A 19549-nucleotide genomic window follows, 5' to 3' on the forward strand; every position below is an offset into this window, starting at 1 on the left:
TGTGACGAACAATAAAAAAGCCAGCTTACGCTGGCTTTTTTATGTTCGCTAGCAACCTTCAGGAAGCGTCGGCGGCCATTTCTACATCGTGAGCGATGAGGGCGACCAGGGCGTTCTGCTGGCGGTGGGACAATTGGCGGAAGCGTTGCAGCAACTCGCGCTCATGCAGGGACAGTTCAGGGCTGTCCAGGCGCATGCTCAGCTCGTCACCCAACGCGCCTTCCTGGATAAGGCTCTGTTCCAGGCGCGCGATGATCTCGGAGTTCATGCTGCGGTGATGGTTGCGCGCTACCTCGGCAATGCGCTCACGCATCCCATCTGGCAGGCGGACGACAAACTTGTCAGCAGTGCGGCTGGAGTAAATAGCCTGTTTCATTGGGCGCATATAAATTGACCGGATTTACTGGTTCAGGGGACGCGGTTCTCAAATTGGCCGCACGGGGTGGAAATACGACCGTGGCGACAACAAAATGTTCAACCCTCGTGGAAAATTGGATGCTCATCTTGCCTCATGGTCGCCGTTTCCTTGGCGTCAATTCTGTGACAAATAGTGAGCCCGGTAAAGGCTTTATGCCAGTACCAATTATCAGAAATGAGCACTGGTTTGAAAAGTTTTACATGCTCCGACTTGTCCCGCCGTCAGTCTTCTGCCGTCAAAAACTGGTAAAACGCAGCAAAAGGCCAAGAAAACTCCTAGAATGCGCGGGTTTCCTTCCATAGAGCATAGTGGCTATGCAACATGACGCAAGCGCACGGCGATCAGCGACAGGCCGCCTGATATTTCTGATAGGACCGTCGGGTTCAGGGAAAGATTCCCTGATCGATGCCGCGCGCGAGCAACTCACTGCTGCCGGGGTAAAAATTGCTCGCCGCATCATCACGCGTTCGGCCGAAGCCAAGGGTGAAGCAGCCCAAGGCGTCACTGCCCAACAGTTCGAAGCGATGCGTGCGCAGGGTGGATTTGCCATGCATTGGCAAGCCAATGGCCTGAGCTACGGGATCCCGCAGCACGTTGATCAATGGCTGGAAGCGGGCAGCGCGGTGCTGGTGAATGGCTCCCGCGCCTATCTGGTTGAAGCGCAGCGGCGCTACCCGGATCTTCTGGCAGTGCTCATCGACGTGAAGCCCCAGGTATTGCGCCAGCGCTTGCTGGCCAGAGGCAGGGAAACCCCGGACGAGATCGAACAGCGGTTGGCGCGTAATGCGGGGCTGCAAGCCTTCAACGACCCTGCGGTGCATGTGCTGGACAATTCCACTACGCTCGACGCAGCGGTGACCGGGTTGTTCAAACTGCTTCATGATGAAGGCGTAATCCGGTACCTGACCCAACCAGCCACGGAACCGCAGAAAAGGATTACGTGAAAAAGGCCTGTTGCAGCATGACAAACGGCAGCATGCTGGTTAACATGCTGGCCGTCCAACTGTGCAGTGTTCACTGCCCGGTTCTAGCGTCTCAGTAGCTCAATTGGATAGAGCATCCCCCTCCTAAGGGGAAGGTTGCAGGTTCAATTCCTGCCTGGGACGCCATTTCCTTCCGAGCGACTCCACACCTTCATCACCCTCCGACGCTTTTGTCGGCAAACGTGCGCACACGTTGCCTACAGCCCCCAGTGCTTCAATGCCCACAGCGCGCCCATGCCCACGCCCAGCGTCAACAGCGTGCTGCGCGTACGCCAGGCCACCAGGCCCGCCAGTATCGCGGCGGGAATCTGCGGGTTCATCCAGTCGAAGTCGGCGTGCCGGTCAGGGAACACCACGGCCGGCAGCACCAATGCGGCCAGCACGCTGGCCGGCACGTAGGCCAACGCGCGGCGAAACAGCGGCGGGATGCGCAGCACGGTGTAGAACTCGATGAACGACAAGCGGACCGCGAAGGTGCCCAGGCCGATCAGCAGGAAGGTAATCCACTGGCTCATTTCGCTCATCATGCGTCCTGCTCGATGTGTTCATCCGCCACGGGCTGTACGGGTTTTTTTTGCTGCAGGCTCTCTAGGGTCAAGCCGGCGATGATCCCACCCAATGCACCCGCCAACAGGCCCAGGTTATAAGGCAGGTCGACCGCCAGCACCGCGAGCAGGCCACCGGTCAGCGCGGCGCCGAGCGTCGCCCGGTTACGGATGCTGGGGATTAGCAGCGCCAGGAACGACAAAGGGATGGCAAAGCCCAGCGACCAATCTTCGGGGATGCCAGCGCCCAAGTACATGCCGGCCAGCACCGAAAGGTTCCAGCCAAACCACATGGTAATTGCCGTGCCAGCGTAGTAGTGAAAGGCGAAGCGCCCGAGCTCGCCTGAAGACATCTTCAATGAGCACAAGGCAAAGGACTGGTCGGAAAGCAGGTAGGCCATCGGCCATTTATGGCGCCGTGGCAGGTGGCTCAGGTGCGGGGCGAGGCTGGCGCTGTACATCAGGAAGCGAAGGTTGATCACCAGTGCCGTGACCACCATCGTCACCGGCAGGGCGCCGCTTTGCATCAATTGCATCACCACCATCTGCGCGGAGCCGGAATAGAACAGCAACGTCATGCCGACGGCATCGGCGGGCGACAGGCCCATGCCGATGGCCGTGACCCCGGTGATCAAGCCGAAGGGCACGACCCCGGAGGTCAACGGCAGGACGCTGTGGGCGCCCTGTCTGAACGCTTGGGTCGCGCTGGGGTACGGCATTTGAATTCCTTGACGGTGTACGGGAGGGGGATGCTCGCTCCCAAGGTAATGCGCGTGAAAGTTGCCCGCAATGGCTGCGTGTTCAAGGTGTCGCCCCCTGCCAGAGGAAGGGGGCATTGCTCAGCGATGGATCTGCGCGGTCAGTCTATGTTGTTGGCCGCCGACCAATCGGCGTACCAGGTGCGGAACAAGGCGTACTGCTGTTCGGCATAGCGGCGTTGGGCGTCGCTCAACGCATCGCTTTCGTTGAAGTGCAGGGCGTATTCCTGGTCGCCATTGAGCACCATCAGGTGCTTGTAGTACAGGACCAGGTCGCAGCCTTCGTCGAACGATGACAGCACGGCCAGGGCCGCTTCCAGCTCACCGGCCAGCAGGCGTGCTTTCGCATCGCCTGTGGCTGCGCGTTTGGCCAGCGCAACCAGGTGCAGCACTTCGCGCGGCAGGGCATTGCCGATGCCAGTGATGGCGCCGGTGGCATTGCAGTTGACGAAACCGTGCACCACCTGGGTATCGACGCCCACCATCAAGGTCACGTCGTCATCTTTGGAGGTGATGAATTCTGCGGCATAGCGCAGGTCGGCACCGCCGCCGAATTCCTTGAAGCCGATCAGGTTCGGGTGCTCGCGGCGCAGGTCGAAAAACAGGTCGGCGCGGGTCGCGAAACCATAGTACGGGCTGTTGTAGATCACCGCCGGCAGCTGAGGGGCAGCGTCGAGAATGGCCTTGAAGTGGGCCTTTTGGGCTACCGCCGAGGCGCCGCGGGACAGCACGCGGGGGATCACCATCAAGCCCTGGGCGCCGACTTTGGCGGCATGGGCGGCATGGGCCACGGCTTCGCGGGAATTGACCGCACCGGTGCCGACGATGGTCGGGATGCCGGCGGCGACCAGGCGGGCCACGCCTTCCTGGCGCTCGGCCTCGGTCAGCAGCGGCCAGTCGCCCATGGAGCCGCAATACACCACGGCGCTCATGCCAGCGTCGATCAGCTCGCGGCCTTTGCGTACCAGCGCGTCGAAGTCCGGTTTGCGGTCCGGGGTGCAAGGTGTCATCAGTGCGGGGATGGTGCCGGTGAAGATGTTGCTCATGGTCATTACCTCGAGAGTTGTCGTTCTTGTTGGTCGGTCAGCGCTTGGCAGTGCGCGCCACGGATTCTTCGTCCACCGCCCGCAGCGACTTGCCGCGTGTCTCCCTGGCACCGGCGACGGCAATGATCGAGATCACGGCGGAGGCCACCAGGTACCAGGCGATCGGTGTGGAGCTGTTGTATTCCTTGAGCAGAGTCACTGCGATCAGCGGGGCCAGCGAACCGGCGAGGATCGGGGCGACTTGGTAGCACAGCGACAGGGCGGTGTAGCGCACATGGGTGGGGAACAGCTCGGCCATCAGGGCGGAGTAGGGCGCGTAGGTCATCGACTCGATGGCCAGGCCCAGGGTGATGGCGGCCATGATCAGCCAGTTGTTGCCGGTGTCCATCATCGGGAAGCCGATGAACCCCCAGAAGGCGGTGAGCACGGCGCCGATCAGGTACACCGGCTTGCGCCCGATGATGTCCGAGAGGTAGCCCATGAACGGGATCATGAAGAAGTGCAGCAGGTGTGCGCCAAACATCAGCAGCAGGACCTGTGACGTGTCCTTGTGCACCACCAGCTTCAGGTAGGTGATGGAGAAGGTGACGACGATGTAGTACAGAATGTTTTCGGCAAACCGCGCACCAATGCCGATCAGCACCTCGCGCCAGTATTTGGTGACCACCTCGACCACGCCCAGTTGCTGGCTTTCCATCAACTGCTGGCGGGCCTGGGCTTCTTTGAAGATGGGCGCATCGTCGACCCGGGTACGGATCCAGTAGCCAATCAGCACGACCACCGCCGAGAACCAGAACGCAACGCGCCAGCCCCAGTCCAGGAACTGCGCTTCAGTCAGGTTGGTGGAGAGCAGCAAGAGAATGACCGTGGCAATCAGGTTGCCTGCTGGCACGCCGGCTTGCGGCCAGCTGGCCCAGAATCCGCGGCGGTTGTCCGGGCTGTGTTCGGACACCAGCAATACCGCGCCGCCCCATTCACCGCCAAAGGCAAAGCCCTGGATCAACCTCAGTACCACCAGCAAGATGGGGGCGGCGTAGCCGATGCGTTCGAAGGTGGGCAAGCAGCCCATCAGGAAGGTAGTCACCCCGACGACGATCAGGCTGATCTGCAGCAGGTGCTTGCGGCCGACCTTGTCGCCGTAGTGGCCGAACACCAAGCCGCCGATGGGGCGTGCGAGAAAGCCCACGGCGTAAAGGGCGAAAGCCGCGATGATGCCGTCCATCGCACTGCCGGTCTGGCGGAAGAACAGCTGGCCGAACACCAAGGCCGATGCTGTGCCATAGAGAAAGAACTCGTACCACTCGGCAACAGCGCCCGCCATCGCGGCTGCCACCACACGTTTGATGCCCGCAGGCGCCTTGTCTGCTGTGTTCACGGCATTCACTGATGCCGCCGTTGAGGGTGTGGCCATCGTTTTGCACTCCGATACGTATTATTGGAAGAAGGAGTAGGCAGTTCGGCATCGATTGGGTGCCGTGCATTCCTTATATGGTATTTCGTATACGATATCTAGATAAGCAAAAACGAAGCCAAACAGGCCGGTCTCGGTATGGCCTGTAGGAGCAGCCTTGTGCTGCGAAGAGGCCGGTGCTGTCGGTGGAGATTTACGGGGCTATTACGGGCCTCTTCGCAGCACAAGGCTGCTCCTACAAAGGGCGCGCGGTGGGTGAGTGAGTTAGTTATGGGGCAGGTGATCGTAAAGGCTTTGGCACACACCATTGATGTGCGCTTCGATCAGCCGAGCGGCCAGCTCCACATCCCGCGCACGGCAGGCGGCGACGATATCGCGATGCTCGTGATCGGCCCGGTCCTTGCCCGCCGACAAACTCATCTGCATACGCAAATACCGTTCGACCTTGTCATGAATGGAGCGAATCAGGCTGATCAAGTAGGGGCGTTTTGCAGGCTCGTACAAACAAGCGTGCAACGCCCAGTTGAGATCGGCCCAACGGCCGATGTCATCCTCGCCGATGAATTCTGCGCAGATAGCTTCAGCACGGGCAAAGTGTTCTTCGGTCATGTTGGGGATCGCCAGGCGGATCGCCTTCACTTCCAACAACACCCTCACCTCGAACATCTGCGCCAGTTCCGGCTCCGAGATGCGCGTGACCAATGCGCCACGGTTGCGATGAAAGTCCACCAGGCCTTCCGCTTCAAGGCGTTTCAAGGCTTCACGTACGGGAATCTTGCTGACATTGAAGGCGTGCGCCACTTCGTCCTGGCGCACGGGTTCGCCTTCGGCGAGCTGGCCTGAAATGATCGCCTCACGCAGGTGCTTGGCGATGATTTCCGACATAGAAGGGGTCGCCCCCAGGTTGGTGGCTTTGAAGGACGGCAGCGGCACAGGATTTTCCAGCAGGTGGCATTGCGGATATCTTATACGAAACCTTGGTCTATCCAAATCAACCGCCACCGCGGCGTCACACCAGGCTGGCTACCGGATCCTCATCTTCTGATGGGGCGACCTGCTCCTCGATCTTCGCTTGTACCTTTTGGTGCATGTCCTCTTTCATGCGCTGGGCGATCAGTTCGTCGACCTTTGCCTTCATCTCCGGCGGCAAGGCGTTGTACTCCTCTGGCGTGATGCCGATCTCACGCAGTAATTTTTCCTTGATCATCTCGCCAGGTGATTTGGCCATGTAGTCGCGAAACTCTTGCAGGGCGCTACTGGTCGTCTCTGTTTCAGCATCGGCTTGCTGGCGCGCAGCGACCTCAGGGTTTTGCAGCGCTACCTTGAGTTTGGCAAAGGCTTCTTCGCGCGCATCCTCGGCGTTTTGCTGTGAGGTGTTGCCTTGGCTGTGCTGTTGCGCTGCGGTGTTGTCGGTGGCCGCTGGCGCGCGCAGTTGCGCGGCTTGGGCGACGGCCTGTTCATCGGTGGCGCGCTGGGGTTGGTGAACTGTGGGCTGCCAGCTGACGCCGTTGGGGGCGATTATCATGTTTCCTCCTGGAAATCTCATTGGCAGGCACTCCGCGCAAAAGCCATGCCAGCACTGAACAGGCCGAAAATTGGCCTTCGGGCCTATTCCGGTTACTTTCCGGTGGGCATATGCTTGCCCGTCAGAGGCATTGCCTTGCCGCATGCGGCAACCATCAATACTGTCGGCAGCCCCTTGAACGGAGCGCAGTTGCTGGGCATCAGGGAGAGCGTCCATGAGTCAGGAAACCATGCCGGCACCCGCCGGTTTCAGTGAGCAGCAGCTGCAAACCTTGTTCGAGTTGGTAAGTGACGGCATCTGGGACTGGAATGCCAACACCGGCTACGTCTACCGCAACCCAGGCTGGTACGCCATGCTCGGCTATGCCAGTCATTCCATGGCCAACTCGGTGCTGACCTGGGAAAGCGTGATTCACCCGGAGGACTACCCGCGGGTCATGGCGCATTTCGAGGCCTACATCAATAACCGCAACGAGCGCTACCTGATCGAGTACCGCTGCCGCTGCCAGGATGGCAGCTACCTGTGGATCGAAGACAGCGGCTACATCATCGACCGCAACGACGACGGCTCGGTGGCCCGCATGCTTGGCGCCCACCGCAATATCGATGCCGGCAAGCGACGGGTGGCCCAGCTTGAGCAGCAGAACCTGTCGCTGGAAGGCCTGGTGGCCGAGCGCACCCGCGAGCTGTCCTGGGTCAACCAGCAATTGCAGCGTCAGCTGGATGAAAACCGCGAACTGGCCGAACGCGATGCGTTGACCCGCATCGCCAATCGGTACCGGCTGGAAAAGGTGTTGCTGCAAGAGTGCGAGCGCGCCCAGCGCTTCCGCCACCCCTTGTCGCTAATTGCCATGGACGTGGATGACTTCAAGCCGATCAACGATCATTACGGCCATGCCCGTGGCGATGCGGCGCTGGTGCAGGTGGTCGACAACCTGCGCACCTGCCTGCGCGAGCATGACCTGTTGGCGCGCTGGGGCGGTGACGAGTTCGTCATCGTGCTGCCGCAGACGGCGCTGGACGATGCGCTTGAAGTGGCCGCACGGTTGCGCCAGGTGATGGAGCAGGTGGAGCCGGTTGGCGAGTGTCGCCTGACCATGAGCTATGGGGTGGTGCAGTGGCAGGAGGGTCAAGACCCGGATGATTTGTTGGCCCGCGCTGACAAAGCCCTGTATCGCGCCAAAGGCGTGGGTAAGAACGCGATAGCTGAATGAGCTGACGATGGGTGAATGGGGCCGCTGCGATGGGTCGCACAGCGGCCCCTTTGGCCGCCACAGGTCCCCGCTGAGCGAAAGAAAAAAGACCCGCGGCGCCTTGCGGCGCAGCGGGCCAAATCGGCCTCAGCCGCTTCAGTGTCAGATATGCAAGGCGTGGCCCAGTGCACGCAACGCAGCTTCCTGTACCGCTTCACCCAGCGTCGGGTGGGCGTGGATGGTACCGGCGATGTCCTCAAGGCAGGCGCCCATTTCCAGCGATTGGGCAAAGGCCGTGGACAGTTCCGAGACCGCCACGCCAACCGCTTGCCAACCCAAGATCAGGTGATTGTCGCGGCGCGCCACCACGCGCACGAAGCCGGCTTTCGACTCAAGGCTCATGGCCCGGCCATTTGCCGCGAACGGGAACTGCGCGACGATGCAGTCCAGGCCTTGTTGGCTGGCTTGCTCCGGCGTCTTGCCGACCACCACGATTTCCGGGTCGGTGAAGCACACTGCGGCGATCGCATTCGGCTCGAAGCGCCGTGCCTTGCCAGCGATGATCTCGGCGACCATCTCGCCCTGGGCCATGGCCCGGTGTGCGAGCATTGGTTCACCCGCCACATCGCCGATGGCCCAGACATTGCGCATGCTGGTCTGGCAGCGTTCGTCGATGGCGATGGCGGCGCCGTTCATCTTCAGTTCCAGGGATTCAAGGTTGAAGCCTTGAGTACGCGGGCGCCGGCCGACAGCCACCAGCACCCGGTCGGCCTCCAGGCGTAGTTGCTGGCCTTGGCCATCACGGGCCAGCAGGCAACCGTTCTCGTAACCCTCGACGCTATGGCCCAGGTGCACGGCAATGCCCAGCTTCTTCAGCGCCTCGGCCACCGGTGCGGTCAGCTCGCTGTCGTAGGTCGGCAGGATGCGCTCGCGCGCTTCCACCACGCTCACCTGCGCGCCCAGCTTGCGGTAGGCGATACCCAACTCCAGGCCGATATAACCACCGCCCACTACAACCAGGTGCTGCGGCAAGGTTTCGGGTGCCAACGCTTCGGTCGAGGAAATGATCGGCCCACCCAGCGGCAGCATCGGCAGTTCGACGCTGTTGGAACCTGTGGCCAGCAACAGGTGCTCGCACTGGATGCGTTGGCCGTCGACGTCGACATGCTTGCCGTCGAGGACCTTCGCCCAGCCATGGATCACCTTGACCCCGTGCTTCTTCAGCAAGGCAGCCACCCCGGTGGTCAGGCGGTCGACGATGCCGTCTTTCCAGGCCACGCTGCGGGTGATGTCCAGGCGCGGTGAGCTGACACTGATGCCCAGTGGCGATGGCTCGGTGTAGCGCGAGGTCTGATGGAACTGCTCGGCGACATGAATCAGCGCCTTGGACGGAATACAGCCAACGTTGAGGCAAGTGCCGCCCAACGCCTGGCCTTCCACCAGCACGGTGGGAATACCCAATTGCCCGGCGCGGATGGCGGCTACATAGCCGCCAGGGCCGCCGCCGATGATCAGCAGGGTGGTTTCGATAGTCTGTTGCATGCTCACTCCACGAACAGGCAGGCGGGTTGCTCAAGCAGGCCACGCACGGCCTGGATGAACAGCGCAGCATCCATGCCGTCGACCACCCGGTGGTCGAACGAGCTGGACAGGTTCATCATCTTGCGTATGACGATCTGGCCGTCGATCACCATCGGCCGCTCGACCATGCGGTTGACGCCGACGATCGCCACTTCCGGGGTGTTGACCACCGGTGTACTGACGATACCGCCCAACGCGCCGAGGCTGGTCAGGGTGATGGTCGAGCCAGACAATTCCTCGCGGCTGGCCTTGTTGCTGCGCGCGGCGGTCGCCAAACGGCCGATCTCGCTGGCATTGCCCCACAGGCTGCCGGCTTCGGCATGGCGCAGCACCGGTACCATCAGGCCATTGTCGCCTTGGGTGGCGATGCCCACATGCACCGCGCCATGGCGGGTGATGACTTGCGCTTCGTCGTCATAGGTGGCGTTGATCTGCGGGAAGTCGCGCAGGGCCACGACCAACGCGCGGACCAAAAACGGCAGCAGGGTCAGCTTGCCGCGGCTGTCGCCGTGCTTCTGGTTGAGCTGCTGGCGCAGGGCTTCCAGGGCCGTGACGTCGATCTCTTCGACATAGCTGAAGTGCGCGACTCGGCGCTTGGCGTCCTGCATGCGCTGGGCGATCTTGCGGCGCAGGCCGATGACTTGCACCTGCTCGCTGTCGGTACGCTTGGCGTAGCCACTGGGCGCTTGCCCGGCGGCGGTCTGTGGCTTGCTCATGAACGCATCGAGGTCTTCGTGCAGGATGCGCCCGGCTGGGCCGCTGCCATGCACGTAGCGCAGCTCGATGCCGGCATCCAGCGCACGCTTGCGCACGGCCGGGGAGGCCAGCGGCTTGTCGCCCGCCTGGCGCGGCACGATGGGCGCGGCAGTGGCGGTGGCTGCAGCCTGGCAGGCCGGCGCTGCGACGGCGGCACGCGCTGGCGGTGTGTTGGCTGCTGGCGCGGCCACTGGCTCGACGGGCTTGGCTTCAGCGGGCTTGCCCTGCGGCGCGTCGACATGGTTGCCGCTGCCTTCCACTTCGATGCGGATCAGCTCGCTGCCGACCGCCATCACCTCACCCGGCTGGCCACCCAGGGCCAATACCTTGCCGCTGACCGGCGAAGGGATTTCCACGGTCGCCTTGTCGGTCATGACATCGGCCACCACCTGGTCTTCGGCGATCACATCACCGACCTTGACGAACCACTCGACCAACTCGACTTGCGCGATACCTTCGCCAATGTCCGGCATCTTGATGACGTGCGTGCCCATTCAGACCTCCATGACCCGTTTCAATGCCGCACCTACCCGCGAAGGCCCTGGGAAGTAAGCCCATTCCTGTGCGTGAGGGTAGGGGGTGTCCCAACCGGTGACGCGCTCGATCGGCGCTTCGAGGTGATGGAAGCAGTGCTCCTGAACCAGCGCCACCAGCTCGGCACCGAAACCGCAGGTACGGGTAGCCTCGTGCACCACCACGCAGCGACCGGTCTTTTTCACCGACGCGACGATGGTCTCCAGGTCCAGCGGCCACAGGCTGCGCAGGTCGATGACTTCGGCATCGACGCCGGTTTCTTCGGCGGCCACTTGGGCCACGTAGACCGTGGTGCCATACGTCAGCACGGTAACGTCGCTGCCGGGGCGGGTGATTGCCGCCTTGTCCAACGGCACGGTGTAGTAGCCATCCGGCACGGCGCTGTGCGGGTGCTTGGACCACGGCGTCACAGGGCGGTCGTGGTGGCCGTCGAACGGGCCGTTGTAGAGGCGTTTGGGCTCAAGGAAAATGACCGGGTCGTCGCATTCGATCGAGGCGATCAGCAGGCCCTTGGCGTCATAGGGGTTGGACGGCATGACGGTGCGGAGCCCGCACACCTGGGTGAACATCGCTTCGGGGCTCTGGCTGTGCGTCTGGCCGCCATAGATGCCGCCACCGCAGGGCATGCGCAGGGTCAGCGGGGAGATGAACTCGCCGGCCGAGCGATAGCGCAGGCGGGCCATTTCCGACACGATCTGGTCGGAGGCCGGGTAGAAGTAGTCGGCAAACTGGATTTCCACCACCGGGCGCAGGCCGTAGGCGCCCATGCCCACGGCAGTGCCGACGATGCCGCTTTCCGAGATCGGGGCGTCGAACACCCGCGACTTGCCGTACTTGGTCTGCAAGCCTTCAGTGCAGCGGAACACGCCACCGAAGTAGCCGACGTCCTGGCCGTAGATCACGACATTGTCGTCACGCTCAAGCATGATATCCATGGCCGAGCGCAGGGCCTGGATCATGGTCATGGTAGTGGTGGCCATGGCGGTTTCCGGGTTGATGCTGTTGTTATGGTCGTTCATCTCAAACCCCCAGTTCCTGGCGTTGACGGCGCAGGTGTTCGGGCATTTCCTTGTACACGTCCTCGAACATCGAGGCCGCGCTCGGGATATGGCCGTTGGCCAGGGTGCCGTACTGTTCAGCTTCCTTCTGCGCGGCGATGACCGCAGCCTCGAACTCGGCGGTGACCGCCTGGTGCTCTTCCTCGGACCAGTGGCCGATCTTGATCAGATGCTGCTTCAGGCGGGCGATCGGGTCGCCCAGCGGGAAGTGGCTCCAGTCATCGGCAGGGCGGTACTTGGACGGGTCGTCGGAGGTGGAGTGCGGGCCGGCACGGTAAGTGACCCATTCGATCAGGCATGGGCCCAGGCCACGGCGGGCGCGTTCGGCGGCCCAGCGCGAGGCGGCGTACACAGCGACGAAGTCGTTGCCGTCGACGCGCAAGGAGGCGATACCGCAGCCCACGCCACGGCCGGCGAAGGTGGTCGATTCACCGCCAGCAATGGCCTGAAAGGTGGAGATCGCCCACTGGTTGTTGACCACGTTGAGGATCACCGGCGCGCGGTACACGTGGGCAAAGGTCAGGGCGGTATGGAAGTCCGACTCGGCGGTGGCGCCGTCGCCGATCCAGGCTGAGGCGATCTTGGTATCGCCCTTGATCGCCGAGGCCATGGCCCAGCCGACCGCCTGCACGAACTGGGTCGCCAGGTTGCCGCTGATGGTGAAGAACCCGGCCTCGCGTACCGAGTACATGATCGGCAGCTGGCGCCCCTTGAGCGGGTCGCGCTCGTTGGACAGCAACTGGCAGATCATCTCCACCAGTGACACGTCGCGGGCCATCAGGATGCTCTGCTGGCGGTAGGTGGGGAAGCACATGTCGGTGCGGTTCAGGGCCAGGGCCTGGGCGCTGCCGATGGCTTCCTCGCCCAAGCTCTGCATGTAGAAGGACATCTTTTTCTGGCGCTGGGCAACCACCATGCGGCTGTCGAAGATGCGCGTCTTGAGCATGGCGCGCATGCCTTGGCGCAGCACCTGCGGGTCGATGTCTTCGGCCCATGGGCCGAGGGCGTCACCGTGCGCGTCCAACACGCGGATCAGGCTGTTGGACAGCTCTGCGGTGTCGGCAGCGTCGACGTCGATGGACGGTTTGCGGACAACACCTGCATCGTTCAGACGCAGGTAGGAAAAATCGGTCTGGCAGCCTGGCCGGCCGGTGGGCTCGGGCACATGCAAACGCAGGGGGGCGTACTCGTTCATGCTTTTTACGCTCGCTCGAATGTTGTTTTTGTGAGCTCTGAAGCGGCCGCCGCTGAGTACCGGCTTGTGACTGGTAAGTCAGCGTCACCTACATCTTAGTGGCACGGCAGGAGAATTTTTCTCTCAAGTTGGTTGCCTTTGCTGACGGGCGCAGATAAACATTCCGCATAAACACAAAAAACCGGTGAATTTGTCTCATGCGCAAACTCGATCGTACCGATATCGGTATTCTCAACAGCCTTCAGGAAAACGCCCGCATCACCAACGCGGAACTGGCGCGGTCGGTCAACCTGTCGCCCACCCCCTGTTTCAATCGGGTCAAAGCGATGGAAGAGCTGGGGGTGATCCGCCAGCAGGTGACCTTGTTGTCGCCGGAGGCGTTGGGGCTGGACGTGAATGTGTTCATCCATGTGAGCCTGGAAAAACAGGTCGAGCAGTCGCTGCACCGCTTCGAGGAAGAGATCGCCGAGCGCCCCGAGGTGATGGAGTGCTACCTGATGACGGGCGACCCGGATTACCTGCTGCGGGTGTTGCTGCCCAGTATTCAAGCGCTGGAGCGGTTTCTCGATTACCTGACGCGGTTGCCGGGCGTGGCGAATATCCGGTCGAGTTTTGCCTTGAAGCAGGTGCGCTATAAAACGGCGCTGCCATTGCCAGCGAATGGGATGACCCTGCGCGAATAAGGGAAGCGGAATTACACACCTGTAGGAGCAGCCTTGCGCTGCGAAGAGGCCGGTGAAATCACCGTAGATCTTTGGTGTTTACACTGGCCTCTTCGCAGCACAAGGCTGCTCCTACCTGATTCGGGCGGCCTGAAATAGAGGCAAGCAAGAAAAAGCCCCGCCAGTTCGCACTGGCGGGGCTTTTTCATTCAGCCTTGGCTATCAGCCGTGATGAGGTTTGTGCTCATCAGCGGTTTCCAGGGCAGTTTCCTGCGTCGATGCAGCAGCTTCCTGCGCGGCTTTAGCCGCAGCCTCGGCTTCACGCTTGCGGCGACGCACTTCACGTGGGTCGTTAGGCGCGCGGCCGTTTGCCAGCATTACAGTGGCGGTTTCAACCACGACAGGTGCTTCGACCGGTGCGGGCTCTACCGCAACTGGAGCAGGCTCAGCGACCACTTCCGGTTGGGCTTCGGCAGCCGGAGCAGGTGCTTCAATGACCGGTGCCTGTTCGATGAAGGCCGGGGCCTTTTCGATTTCACCGGCTTCGACCGCTGGAGCTTCCACTGGGGCTTCGGCAACCACTGCAGGTTCGGCCGCAGGGGCTTCTTCCACGACCGGCTGTGGCGCAACTTCAACCACAGGTTCGGCAGTCGCTTCCACCACTACGGGTTCGCTGACAGGTTGTTCGACCACCGGAGCAATGGCGACTTCCTCGGCCTGTGCAACGGCTTCGACCTGCTCGGCGGGCTTGGTGGCTTCGCGGGTGTCGGTTTCGGCGACTTCAGCGGTGGCGCGCTCGGCCTGCTGATTGGCTTGGGCTTCGGCATAGGCACTGATGCTGCTGCTGGCAACAGCCGCGGTCACAGCCAGGCCGGCAGCCAGTTCGGCACCCAGCTCGCTGGCCTGGTGCTGTTGTGGCTGCTCTTCGCTGCCGTCGTCTTCGCTACCTTCGATCAGCTCACCGTTGGCATTGCGTTGACGCTCGCGACGGTTGCTGCGACGACGCTGGCCGCGGGAACGGCGGCGCGGACGCTCGCCATCGGCGCCTTCCTGCTCGTCTTGCAGCAACTCTTCGTTCGGCAGTTGCTCTTCGGCAAGCTCTGCAGCCTGCTCGGTGGCTTCTTCGCTGGCACGTGGCTGGCGCTCTTCACGCGGTGGGCGTGGGGCACGCTCTTCACGTGGGGCGCGTTCTTCGCGGGGTGCGCGTTCTTCACGCGGGGCACGCTCTTCACGCGGAGCACGCTCTTCACGCGGAGCACGTTCTTCACGCGGAGCACGCTCTTCGCGAGGGGCACGCTCTTCACGCGGTGCACGCTCTTCGCGTGGGGCGCGTTCTTCACGGGCTACACGCTCTTCGCGTGGCTGGCGCTCTTCACGGGCAGCGGGTGCCGGCGTGGCTTCCAGCGGCTCGCGCAGTTCGCGTACCGGGCGTTCTTCGCGGTTGCCACGACGGTCTTCGCGAGGCTGACGTGGTTGGCGCTCTTCGCGCGGTGCACGTTCTTCACGCGGGGCACGTTCTTCACGTGGTGCGCGTTCTTCGCGAGGCTGACGCTCTTCGCGTGGTGCGCGCTCGGCACGCTCTTCGCGTGGCTTGCGCTCTTCGTCGCGACGGCCGTTACGGTTGCGGGTCTGCTGGCGGCCGTTGCGACGCTCTTCGTTGCGTGGGGTGCGTTCAGCAGCTGGTTTTTCGGCTGTGACGGCCGGTGCGGCGACCGGTTCGTCCTTGCCGGCGAACAGGCTGACCAGCGACTTGACCAGGCCTTTGAACAGGCTTGGCTCTGGGGCGCTTGGCGCTGGGGCTACCGGTGCGGCAGGCTGCTGCGGCTCTTCGACAGTGCTCGGCACCGGCGCGTTGGCGCGGGCCGGGGCAGTCTTCACCGCGGCTTCCTGGCGAACCAGGGTGCGGGTGGCGGTCGGCTGCGGCGCTTCTTCGGTTTCGGTGGCGGCGATCTCGTAGCTGGACAGGTTGTTCAGCACTTCAGGGTTGTCGTCGCGCAGGCGCTGGACTTCGAAGTGCGGGGTTTCCAGGTGATCGTTCGGCAGGATGATGATGCGTGCACGGGTGCGCAGTTCGATCTTGGTGATCGAGTTGCGTTTCTCGTTCAGCAGGAAAGCAGCGACCGGGATCGGCACCTGGGCGCGCACTTCGGCAGTGCGGTCCTTCAGCGCTTCTTCCTCGATCAGGCGCAGGATGGCCAGCGACAGCGACTCGACGTCACGGATGATGCCGGTACCCGAGCAGCGTGGGCAGACGATGCCGCTGCTTTCGCCCAGCGATGGGCGCAGGCGCTGACGGGACATTTCCAGCAGGCCGAAGCGCGAGATACGGCCAACCTGAACGCGGGCGCGGTCGGCCTCAAGGCACTCACGCACACGCTCTTCGACGGCGCGCTGGTTTTTGGCCGGGGTCATGTCGATGAAGTCGATGACGATCAGGCCGCCGATATCACGCAGACGCAATTGGCGGGCGATTTCTTCGGCCGCTTCCAGGTTGGTCTGCAGGGCGGTTTCCTCGATGTCGCTGCCTTTGGTGGCGCGCGCCGAGTTGATGTCGATAGAGACCAGGGCCTCGGTCGGGTCGATTACGATCGAGCCGCCGGACGGCAGGTCGACGACGCGCTGGAAGGCGGTCTCGATCTGGCTCTCGATCTGGAAGCGGTTGAACAGCGGGACGCTGTCTTCGTACAGCTTGACCTTGCTGGCGTACTGCGGCATCACCTGGCGGATGAAGGTCAGGGCTTCTTCCTGAGCGTCCATGCTGTCGATCAGCACTTCGCCGATGTCCTGGCGCAGGTAGTCGCGGATGGCGCGGATGATGACGTTGCTTTCCTGATAGATCAGGAATGGCGCGGCGCGGTCAAGGGAGGCTTCCTTGATGGCGGTCCACAGCTGCAGCAGGTAGTCGAGGTCCCATTGCATTTCTTCGCTGCTGCGGCCAAGGCCGGCAGTGCGCACGATCAGGCCCATGTCGCCCGGCACGGTCAGGCCGTTGAGGGCTTCGCGCAGCTCGTTGCGCTCTTCGCCTTCGATGCGGCGGGAGATGCCGCCAGCGCGTGGGTTGTTAGGCATCAGCACCAGGTAGCGGCCGGCCAGGCTGATGAAGGTGGTGAGGGCGGCGCCTTTGTTGCCGCGCTCTTCCTTCTCGACCTGGACGATGACTTCCTGGCCTTCGCTGAGGACGTCCTTGATGTTGACGCGGCCTTCGGGGGACTTCTTAAAGTACTCGCGGGAGATTTCTTTCAGCGGCAGGAAGCCGTGACGTTCGGAGCCGAAGTCGACGAAGGCGGCTTCGAGGCTAGGTTCGATGCGGGTGATCTTGCCTTTGTAGATGTTGGCCTTTTTCTGCTCACGGGCGCCGGACTCGATGTCCAGGTCGTAGAGGCGTTGGCCGTCCACCAGGGCTACACGCAACTCTTCGGGTTGAGTTGCGTTAATCAGCATTCTTTTCATGTTGTACCGTCGGTTTCCGGGCTGCCGGAAACGGCGTTCGGCACACACGACGTCTCATGGTCGGTGCCAAGGTGCGCAAAGGGTGGCGGGGCCACCCCCGTGTCGAGCGACGTTCGGCACCAGCCGGTTGCCCAGCCTGCCGTTGTCACGACGACGCGTCCTGTTTGCTGCGGTGCCTAGCTGGCCCTTGTGGCTTTCGAATAGGTATCCGAATCAACCCAGCGGGCCAAGTGCACTCAGTCAGGAGGAGGAATCAACCTTCAGCCGTGGACGCCCGGGGGCATCTGTTTCAGGACCTTATCCGCTCGCCGCCCATGTCAGTGGGCCGGTGGCCGGACGCGGTGCTACACGGTCCGAGGGCTGTGCATCTCCACCCTGCACGTATCCCTGATAATTCGGGTGCTGCCGCGCGCTGAATCCGCAACGGGTTGCATTTTTCGCCAGCGCGGGTTCCGCGCTGGCGCCATTCATGTCCAAGGCAGGTATTTCCGAAGCATTCGCCGTGCGTTGCGTGGAAGCGACGAGGCGGGCAGAGGTGCAGCGAAAAGAATCGGGTAAGCAGGTGAAACACCGCACTTGTCGTTTTTTTTCGGTCTTCTCTACACAGCGCTGGTGGCGATTCCAGGCAATTCGGTAAACTGGCGAAAACCCCGTAGGACGGCCTCGCGTCCTGGAGAATTGCGAAGGTCAGGGACCGGCGAAGAGCCTGGTGCCGCTGGCCTGCCGCTTTTGGCGGCGTTCGCGACTATAGCAGCAATGATTAAGTGCTTCAATTCCATAAAAAATTGTTATGATCCCTTGATGACGACCAATACCCCTCCGACTTCCGGCGTTCAGCTGATCGAAGTCGCGCCGGAGCTTGCCGGCCAACGCATCGACAATTTCCTCATCACGGCCCTCAAGGGCGTGCCCAAGACGCTTGTCTACCGCATCCTGCGCAAGGGTGAAGTGCGGGTCAACAAGGGGCGCGTCAAGCCTGAGTACAAGATTCAGGCCGGCGATATCGTGCGGGTACCGCCCGTCCGCTTGCCCGAGCGTGATGCGCCTGCGCCGGTGGCGCAAGGCCTGTTGCAGCGCCTGGAAGCGGCGATTGTCTATGAAGACAAAGCGCTGATCGTGATGAACAAGCCGGCCGGTATTGCCGTGCATGGCGGCAGTGGCCTGAGCTTTGGTGTGATCGAGGCGCTGCGCCAACTGCGCCCGGACGCCAAGGAACTTGAACTGGTGCACCGCCTGGACCGCGACACGTCCGGCCTGCTGATGATCGCCAAGAAGCGCAGCATGCTGCGCCACCTGCATGCCGCATTGCGTGGCGACGGTGTCGACAAGCGCTACATGGCCTTGGTGCGCGGCCATTGGCCGACCGCCAAGAAGCAGGTCAACGCACCGTTGCTCAAGAGCAACCTGCGTTCTGGCGAGCGTATGGTCGAGGTCAATGACGAGGGCAAGGAAGCGCTGACCCTGTTCCGCGTGCTGCGCCGTTTTGGCGAGTTCGCAACCATTGTCGAGGCGCGCCCGATCACCGGTCGTACTCACCAGATTCGTGTGCACACCTTGCATGCTGGGCACATGATCGCAGGCGACAGCAAGTACGGCGATGAAGACTTCAGCCGCGAAATCCGCGAGCTGGGCGGCAAGCGCCTGTTCCTGCATGCCTACGCCCTGACCGTGCCGCTGCCTGACGGCGGCGAGCTCAAGCTCGAGGCGCCGGTGGATGAGGTGTGGGCTAAGACGGTTGAGCGTTTGAGTGCGTCCTGATCTATGAAAAAGCCGTATGAACTGCTGATTTTCGACTGGGATGGCACCCTGGCCGATTCCATCGGCCGCATCGTCGAGGCGATGAATGCCGCCGCTGAGCGTGCCGGTGAGGCGCCAAGCCACGAAGAGGCGGTCAAGGGCATCATCGGTCTGGCCCTGGGCGAGGCGATCCATACCCTGTACCCGCACCTGACGCCGGTAGCGCTCGAGCGCTTCCGGCAGCACTACGCCGACATCTACATGGCGCTCGATCAGCAGCCCTCGCCGTTGTTCGAGGGCGTGGTCGAGTCGCTGGATGCCTTTCGTGCAGAGGGTTACCGCCTGGCGGTGGCGACCGGCAAGGCGCGTCGCGGCTTGGATCGGGTGCTCAAGGCCAATGGCTGGGAGCAGTTTTTCGACATCACCCGTGCTGCCGACGAGACCCGTGGCAAGCCGCACCCGCTGATGCTCGAGGAAATTCTCGGCCATTGTGGTGTCGAACCAGAGCGTGCGCTGATGGTCGGCGATTCGGCGTTCGACCTGCAGATGGCCAGCAATGCTGGCATGCATTCGGTGGCTGTCGGGTATGGCGCGATGTCGTTGCAGGCATTGGCCGAATTCGGCCCGCAGCTGTGCATCAATCATTTTTCCCAGTTGCGTGAGTGGCTGGGCCGTTCCGCGTAATTTCACGTCCAAGG

The 19549-nt window shown here is 62.4% G+C and carries 17 protein-coding genes and 1 tRNA gene; 6 read left to right on the forward strand and 12 right to left on the reverse strand.

What is annotated here, in order from left to right:
* Positions 1–58: 58 nt before the first annotated feature.
* On the reverse strand, positions 59–385 hold the full coding sequence (locus ACMCNM_RS09630) for an Arc family DNA-binding protein (RefSeq protein ID WP_003254499.1): 327 nt from the start codon (positions 383–385) through the stop codon (positions 59–61).
* Between the two features lie 347 nt (positions 386–732).
* Here ACMCNM_RS09630 and phnN point away from each other — a divergent pair, with 347 nt between their 5' ends.
* Positions 733–1362, forward strand: a complete 630-nt coding sequence (gene phnN / locus ACMCNM_RS09635; protein ID WP_412764259.1) for a phosphonate metabolism protein/1,5-bisphosphokinase (PRPP-forming) PhnN — start codon at positions 733–735, stop codon at positions 1360–1362.
* 88 nt (positions 1363–1450) lie between these two features.
* Positions 1451–1527 (forward strand) — tRNA-Arg (locus ACMCNM_RS09640).
* A gap of 71 nt (positions 1528–1598) precedes the next feature.
* Here ACMCNM_RS09640 and ACMCNM_RS09645 read toward each other — a convergent pair.
* The 6 genes from ACMCNM_RS09645 to ACMCNM_RS09670 form a co-directional block, all read right to left on the reverse strand.
* Positions 1599–1925, reverse strand: a complete 327-nt coding sequence (locus tag ACMCNM_RS09645) for an AzlD domain-containing protein (RefSeq protein WP_099430121.1) — start codon at positions 1923–1925, stop codon at positions 1599–1601.
* Positions 1925–2665 carry an AzlC family ABC transporter permease gene (locus tag ACMCNM_RS09650; protein WP_412764260.1) on the reverse strand — a complete coding sequence of 247 codons (741 nt, stop codon included), beginning with the start codon at positions 2663–2665 and terminating at the stop codon, positions 1925–1927. Before ACMCNM_RS09650 ends, ACMCNM_RS09645 begins: the two co-directional genes overlap by 1 nt.
* 140 nt (positions 2666–2805) lie before the next feature.
* Entirely contained in the window at positions 2806–3750 is a 945-nt protein-coding gene (locus ACMCNM_RS09655; RefSeq protein ID WP_412764261.1) for a dihydrodipicolinate synthase family protein, read from the reverse strand.
* A 37-nt stretch (positions 3751–3787) separates the two neighbouring features.
* Entirely contained in the window at positions 3788–5161 is a 1374-nt protein-coding gene (abaF, locus tag ACMCNM_RS09660) for a fosfomycin efflux MFS transporter AbaF (protein ID WP_412764262.1), read from the reverse strand.
* A gap of 264 nt (positions 5162–5425) precedes the next feature.
* Positions 5426–6046, reverse strand: coding sequence for a GntR family transcriptional regulator (locus tag ACMCNM_RS09665; protein ID WP_186682068.1), 621 nt, complete (start codon positions 6044–6046; stop codon positions 5426–5428).
* A 124-nt stretch (positions 6047–6170) separates the two neighbouring features.
* A complete protein-coding gene (locus ACMCNM_RS09670) occupies positions 6171–6686 on the reverse strand; it encodes a hypothetical protein (protein WP_412765911.1) in 516 nt (171 codons plus the stop codon).
* Between the two features lie 214 nt (positions 6687–6900).
* Here ACMCNM_RS09670 and ACMCNM_RS09675 point away from each other — a divergent pair, with 214 nt between their 5' ends.
* Positions 6901–7899, forward strand: coding sequence for a diguanylate cyclase domain-containing protein (locus ACMCNM_RS09675; protein WP_412764263.1), 999 nt, complete (start codon positions 6901–6903; stop codon positions 7897–7899).
* A gap of 141 nt (positions 7900–8040) precedes the next feature.
* On the opposite strand, the gene lpdA is transcribed toward ACMCNM_RS09675, so the two are convergent.
* Genes lpdA through ACMCNM_RS09695 form a run of 4 tightly spaced genes read right to left on the reverse strand, consistent with a single transcriptional unit; the run spans position 8041 to position 13002 of the window.
* On the reverse strand, positions 8041–9420 hold the full coding sequence (gene lpdA / locus ACMCNM_RS09680; protein WP_412764264.1) for a dihydrolipoyl dehydrogenase: 1380 nt from the start codon (positions 9418–9420) through the stop codon (positions 8041–8043).
* 2 nt (positions 9421–9422) lie between these two features.
* Positions 9423–10709 carry a dihydrolipoamide acetyltransferase family protein gene (locus ACMCNM_RS09685; protein ID WP_412764265.1) on the reverse strand — a complete coding sequence of 429 codons (1287 nt, stop codon included), beginning with the start codon at positions 10707–10709 and terminating at the stop codon, positions 9423–9425.
* Positions 10710–11768 (reverse strand): alpha-ketoacid dehydrogenase subunit beta, encoded by a 1059-nt coding sequence (locus tag ACMCNM_RS09690; RefSeq protein ID WP_186681988.1) that lies wholly within the window; start codon positions 11766–11768, stop codon positions 10710–10712.
* A 1-nt stretch (position 11769) separates the two neighbouring features.
* Positions 11770–13002, reverse strand: a complete 1233-nt coding sequence (locus tag ACMCNM_RS09695; protein WP_027593064.1) for a 3-methyl-2-oxobutanoate dehydrogenase (2-methylpropanoyl-transferring) subunit alpha — start codon at positions 13000–13002, stop codon at positions 11770–11772.
* Positions 13003–13199: 197 nt separating this feature from the next.
* On the opposite strand from ACMCNM_RS09695, the gene bkdR reads away from it, so the two are divergent.
* The gene (gene bkdR / locus ACMCNM_RS09700; protein WP_027593063.1) at positions 13200–13685 is read left to right on the forward strand and encodes a Bkd operon transcriptional regulator BkdR; all 486 of its coding nucleotides are present in this window, start codon (positions 13200–13202) and stop codon (positions 13683–13685) included.
* A gap of 201 nt (positions 13686–13886) precedes the next feature.
* On the opposite strand, the gene rne is transcribed toward bkdR, so the two are convergent.
* Positions 13887–17114 carry a ribonuclease E gene (gene rne, locus ACMCNM_RS09705; protein ID WP_412764266.1) on the reverse strand — a complete coding sequence of 1076 codons (3228 nt, stop codon included), beginning with the start codon at positions 17112–17114 and terminating at the stop codon, positions 13887–13889.
* A gap of 801 nt (positions 17115–17915) precedes the next feature.
* Here rne and rluC point away from each other — a divergent pair.
* Together rluC and ACMCNM_RS09715 are read left to right on the forward strand one after the other, a co-directional pair.
* Positions 17916–18872, forward strand: a complete 957-nt coding sequence (gene rluC / locus ACMCNM_RS09710; RefSeq protein ID WP_027596073.1) for a 23S rRNA pseudouridine(955/2504/2580) synthase RluC — start codon at positions 17916–17918, stop codon at positions 18870–18872.
* 3 nt (positions 18873–18875) lie between these two features.
* Positions 18876–19535 carry an HAD family hydrolase gene (locus ACMCNM_RS09715; protein WP_186681992.1) on the forward strand — a complete coding sequence of 220 codons (660 nt, stop codon included), beginning with the start codon at positions 18876–18878 and terminating at the stop codon, positions 19533–19535.
* The last annotated feature ends 14 nt before the right edge of the window (positions 19536–19549 follow it).

Source organism: Pseudomonas sp. NGC7, from assembly GCF_047159675.1.
Lineage (GTDB): Bacteria > Pseudomonadota > Gammaproteobacteria > Pseudomonadales > Pseudomonadaceae > Aquipseudomonas > Aquipseudomonas kermanshahensis.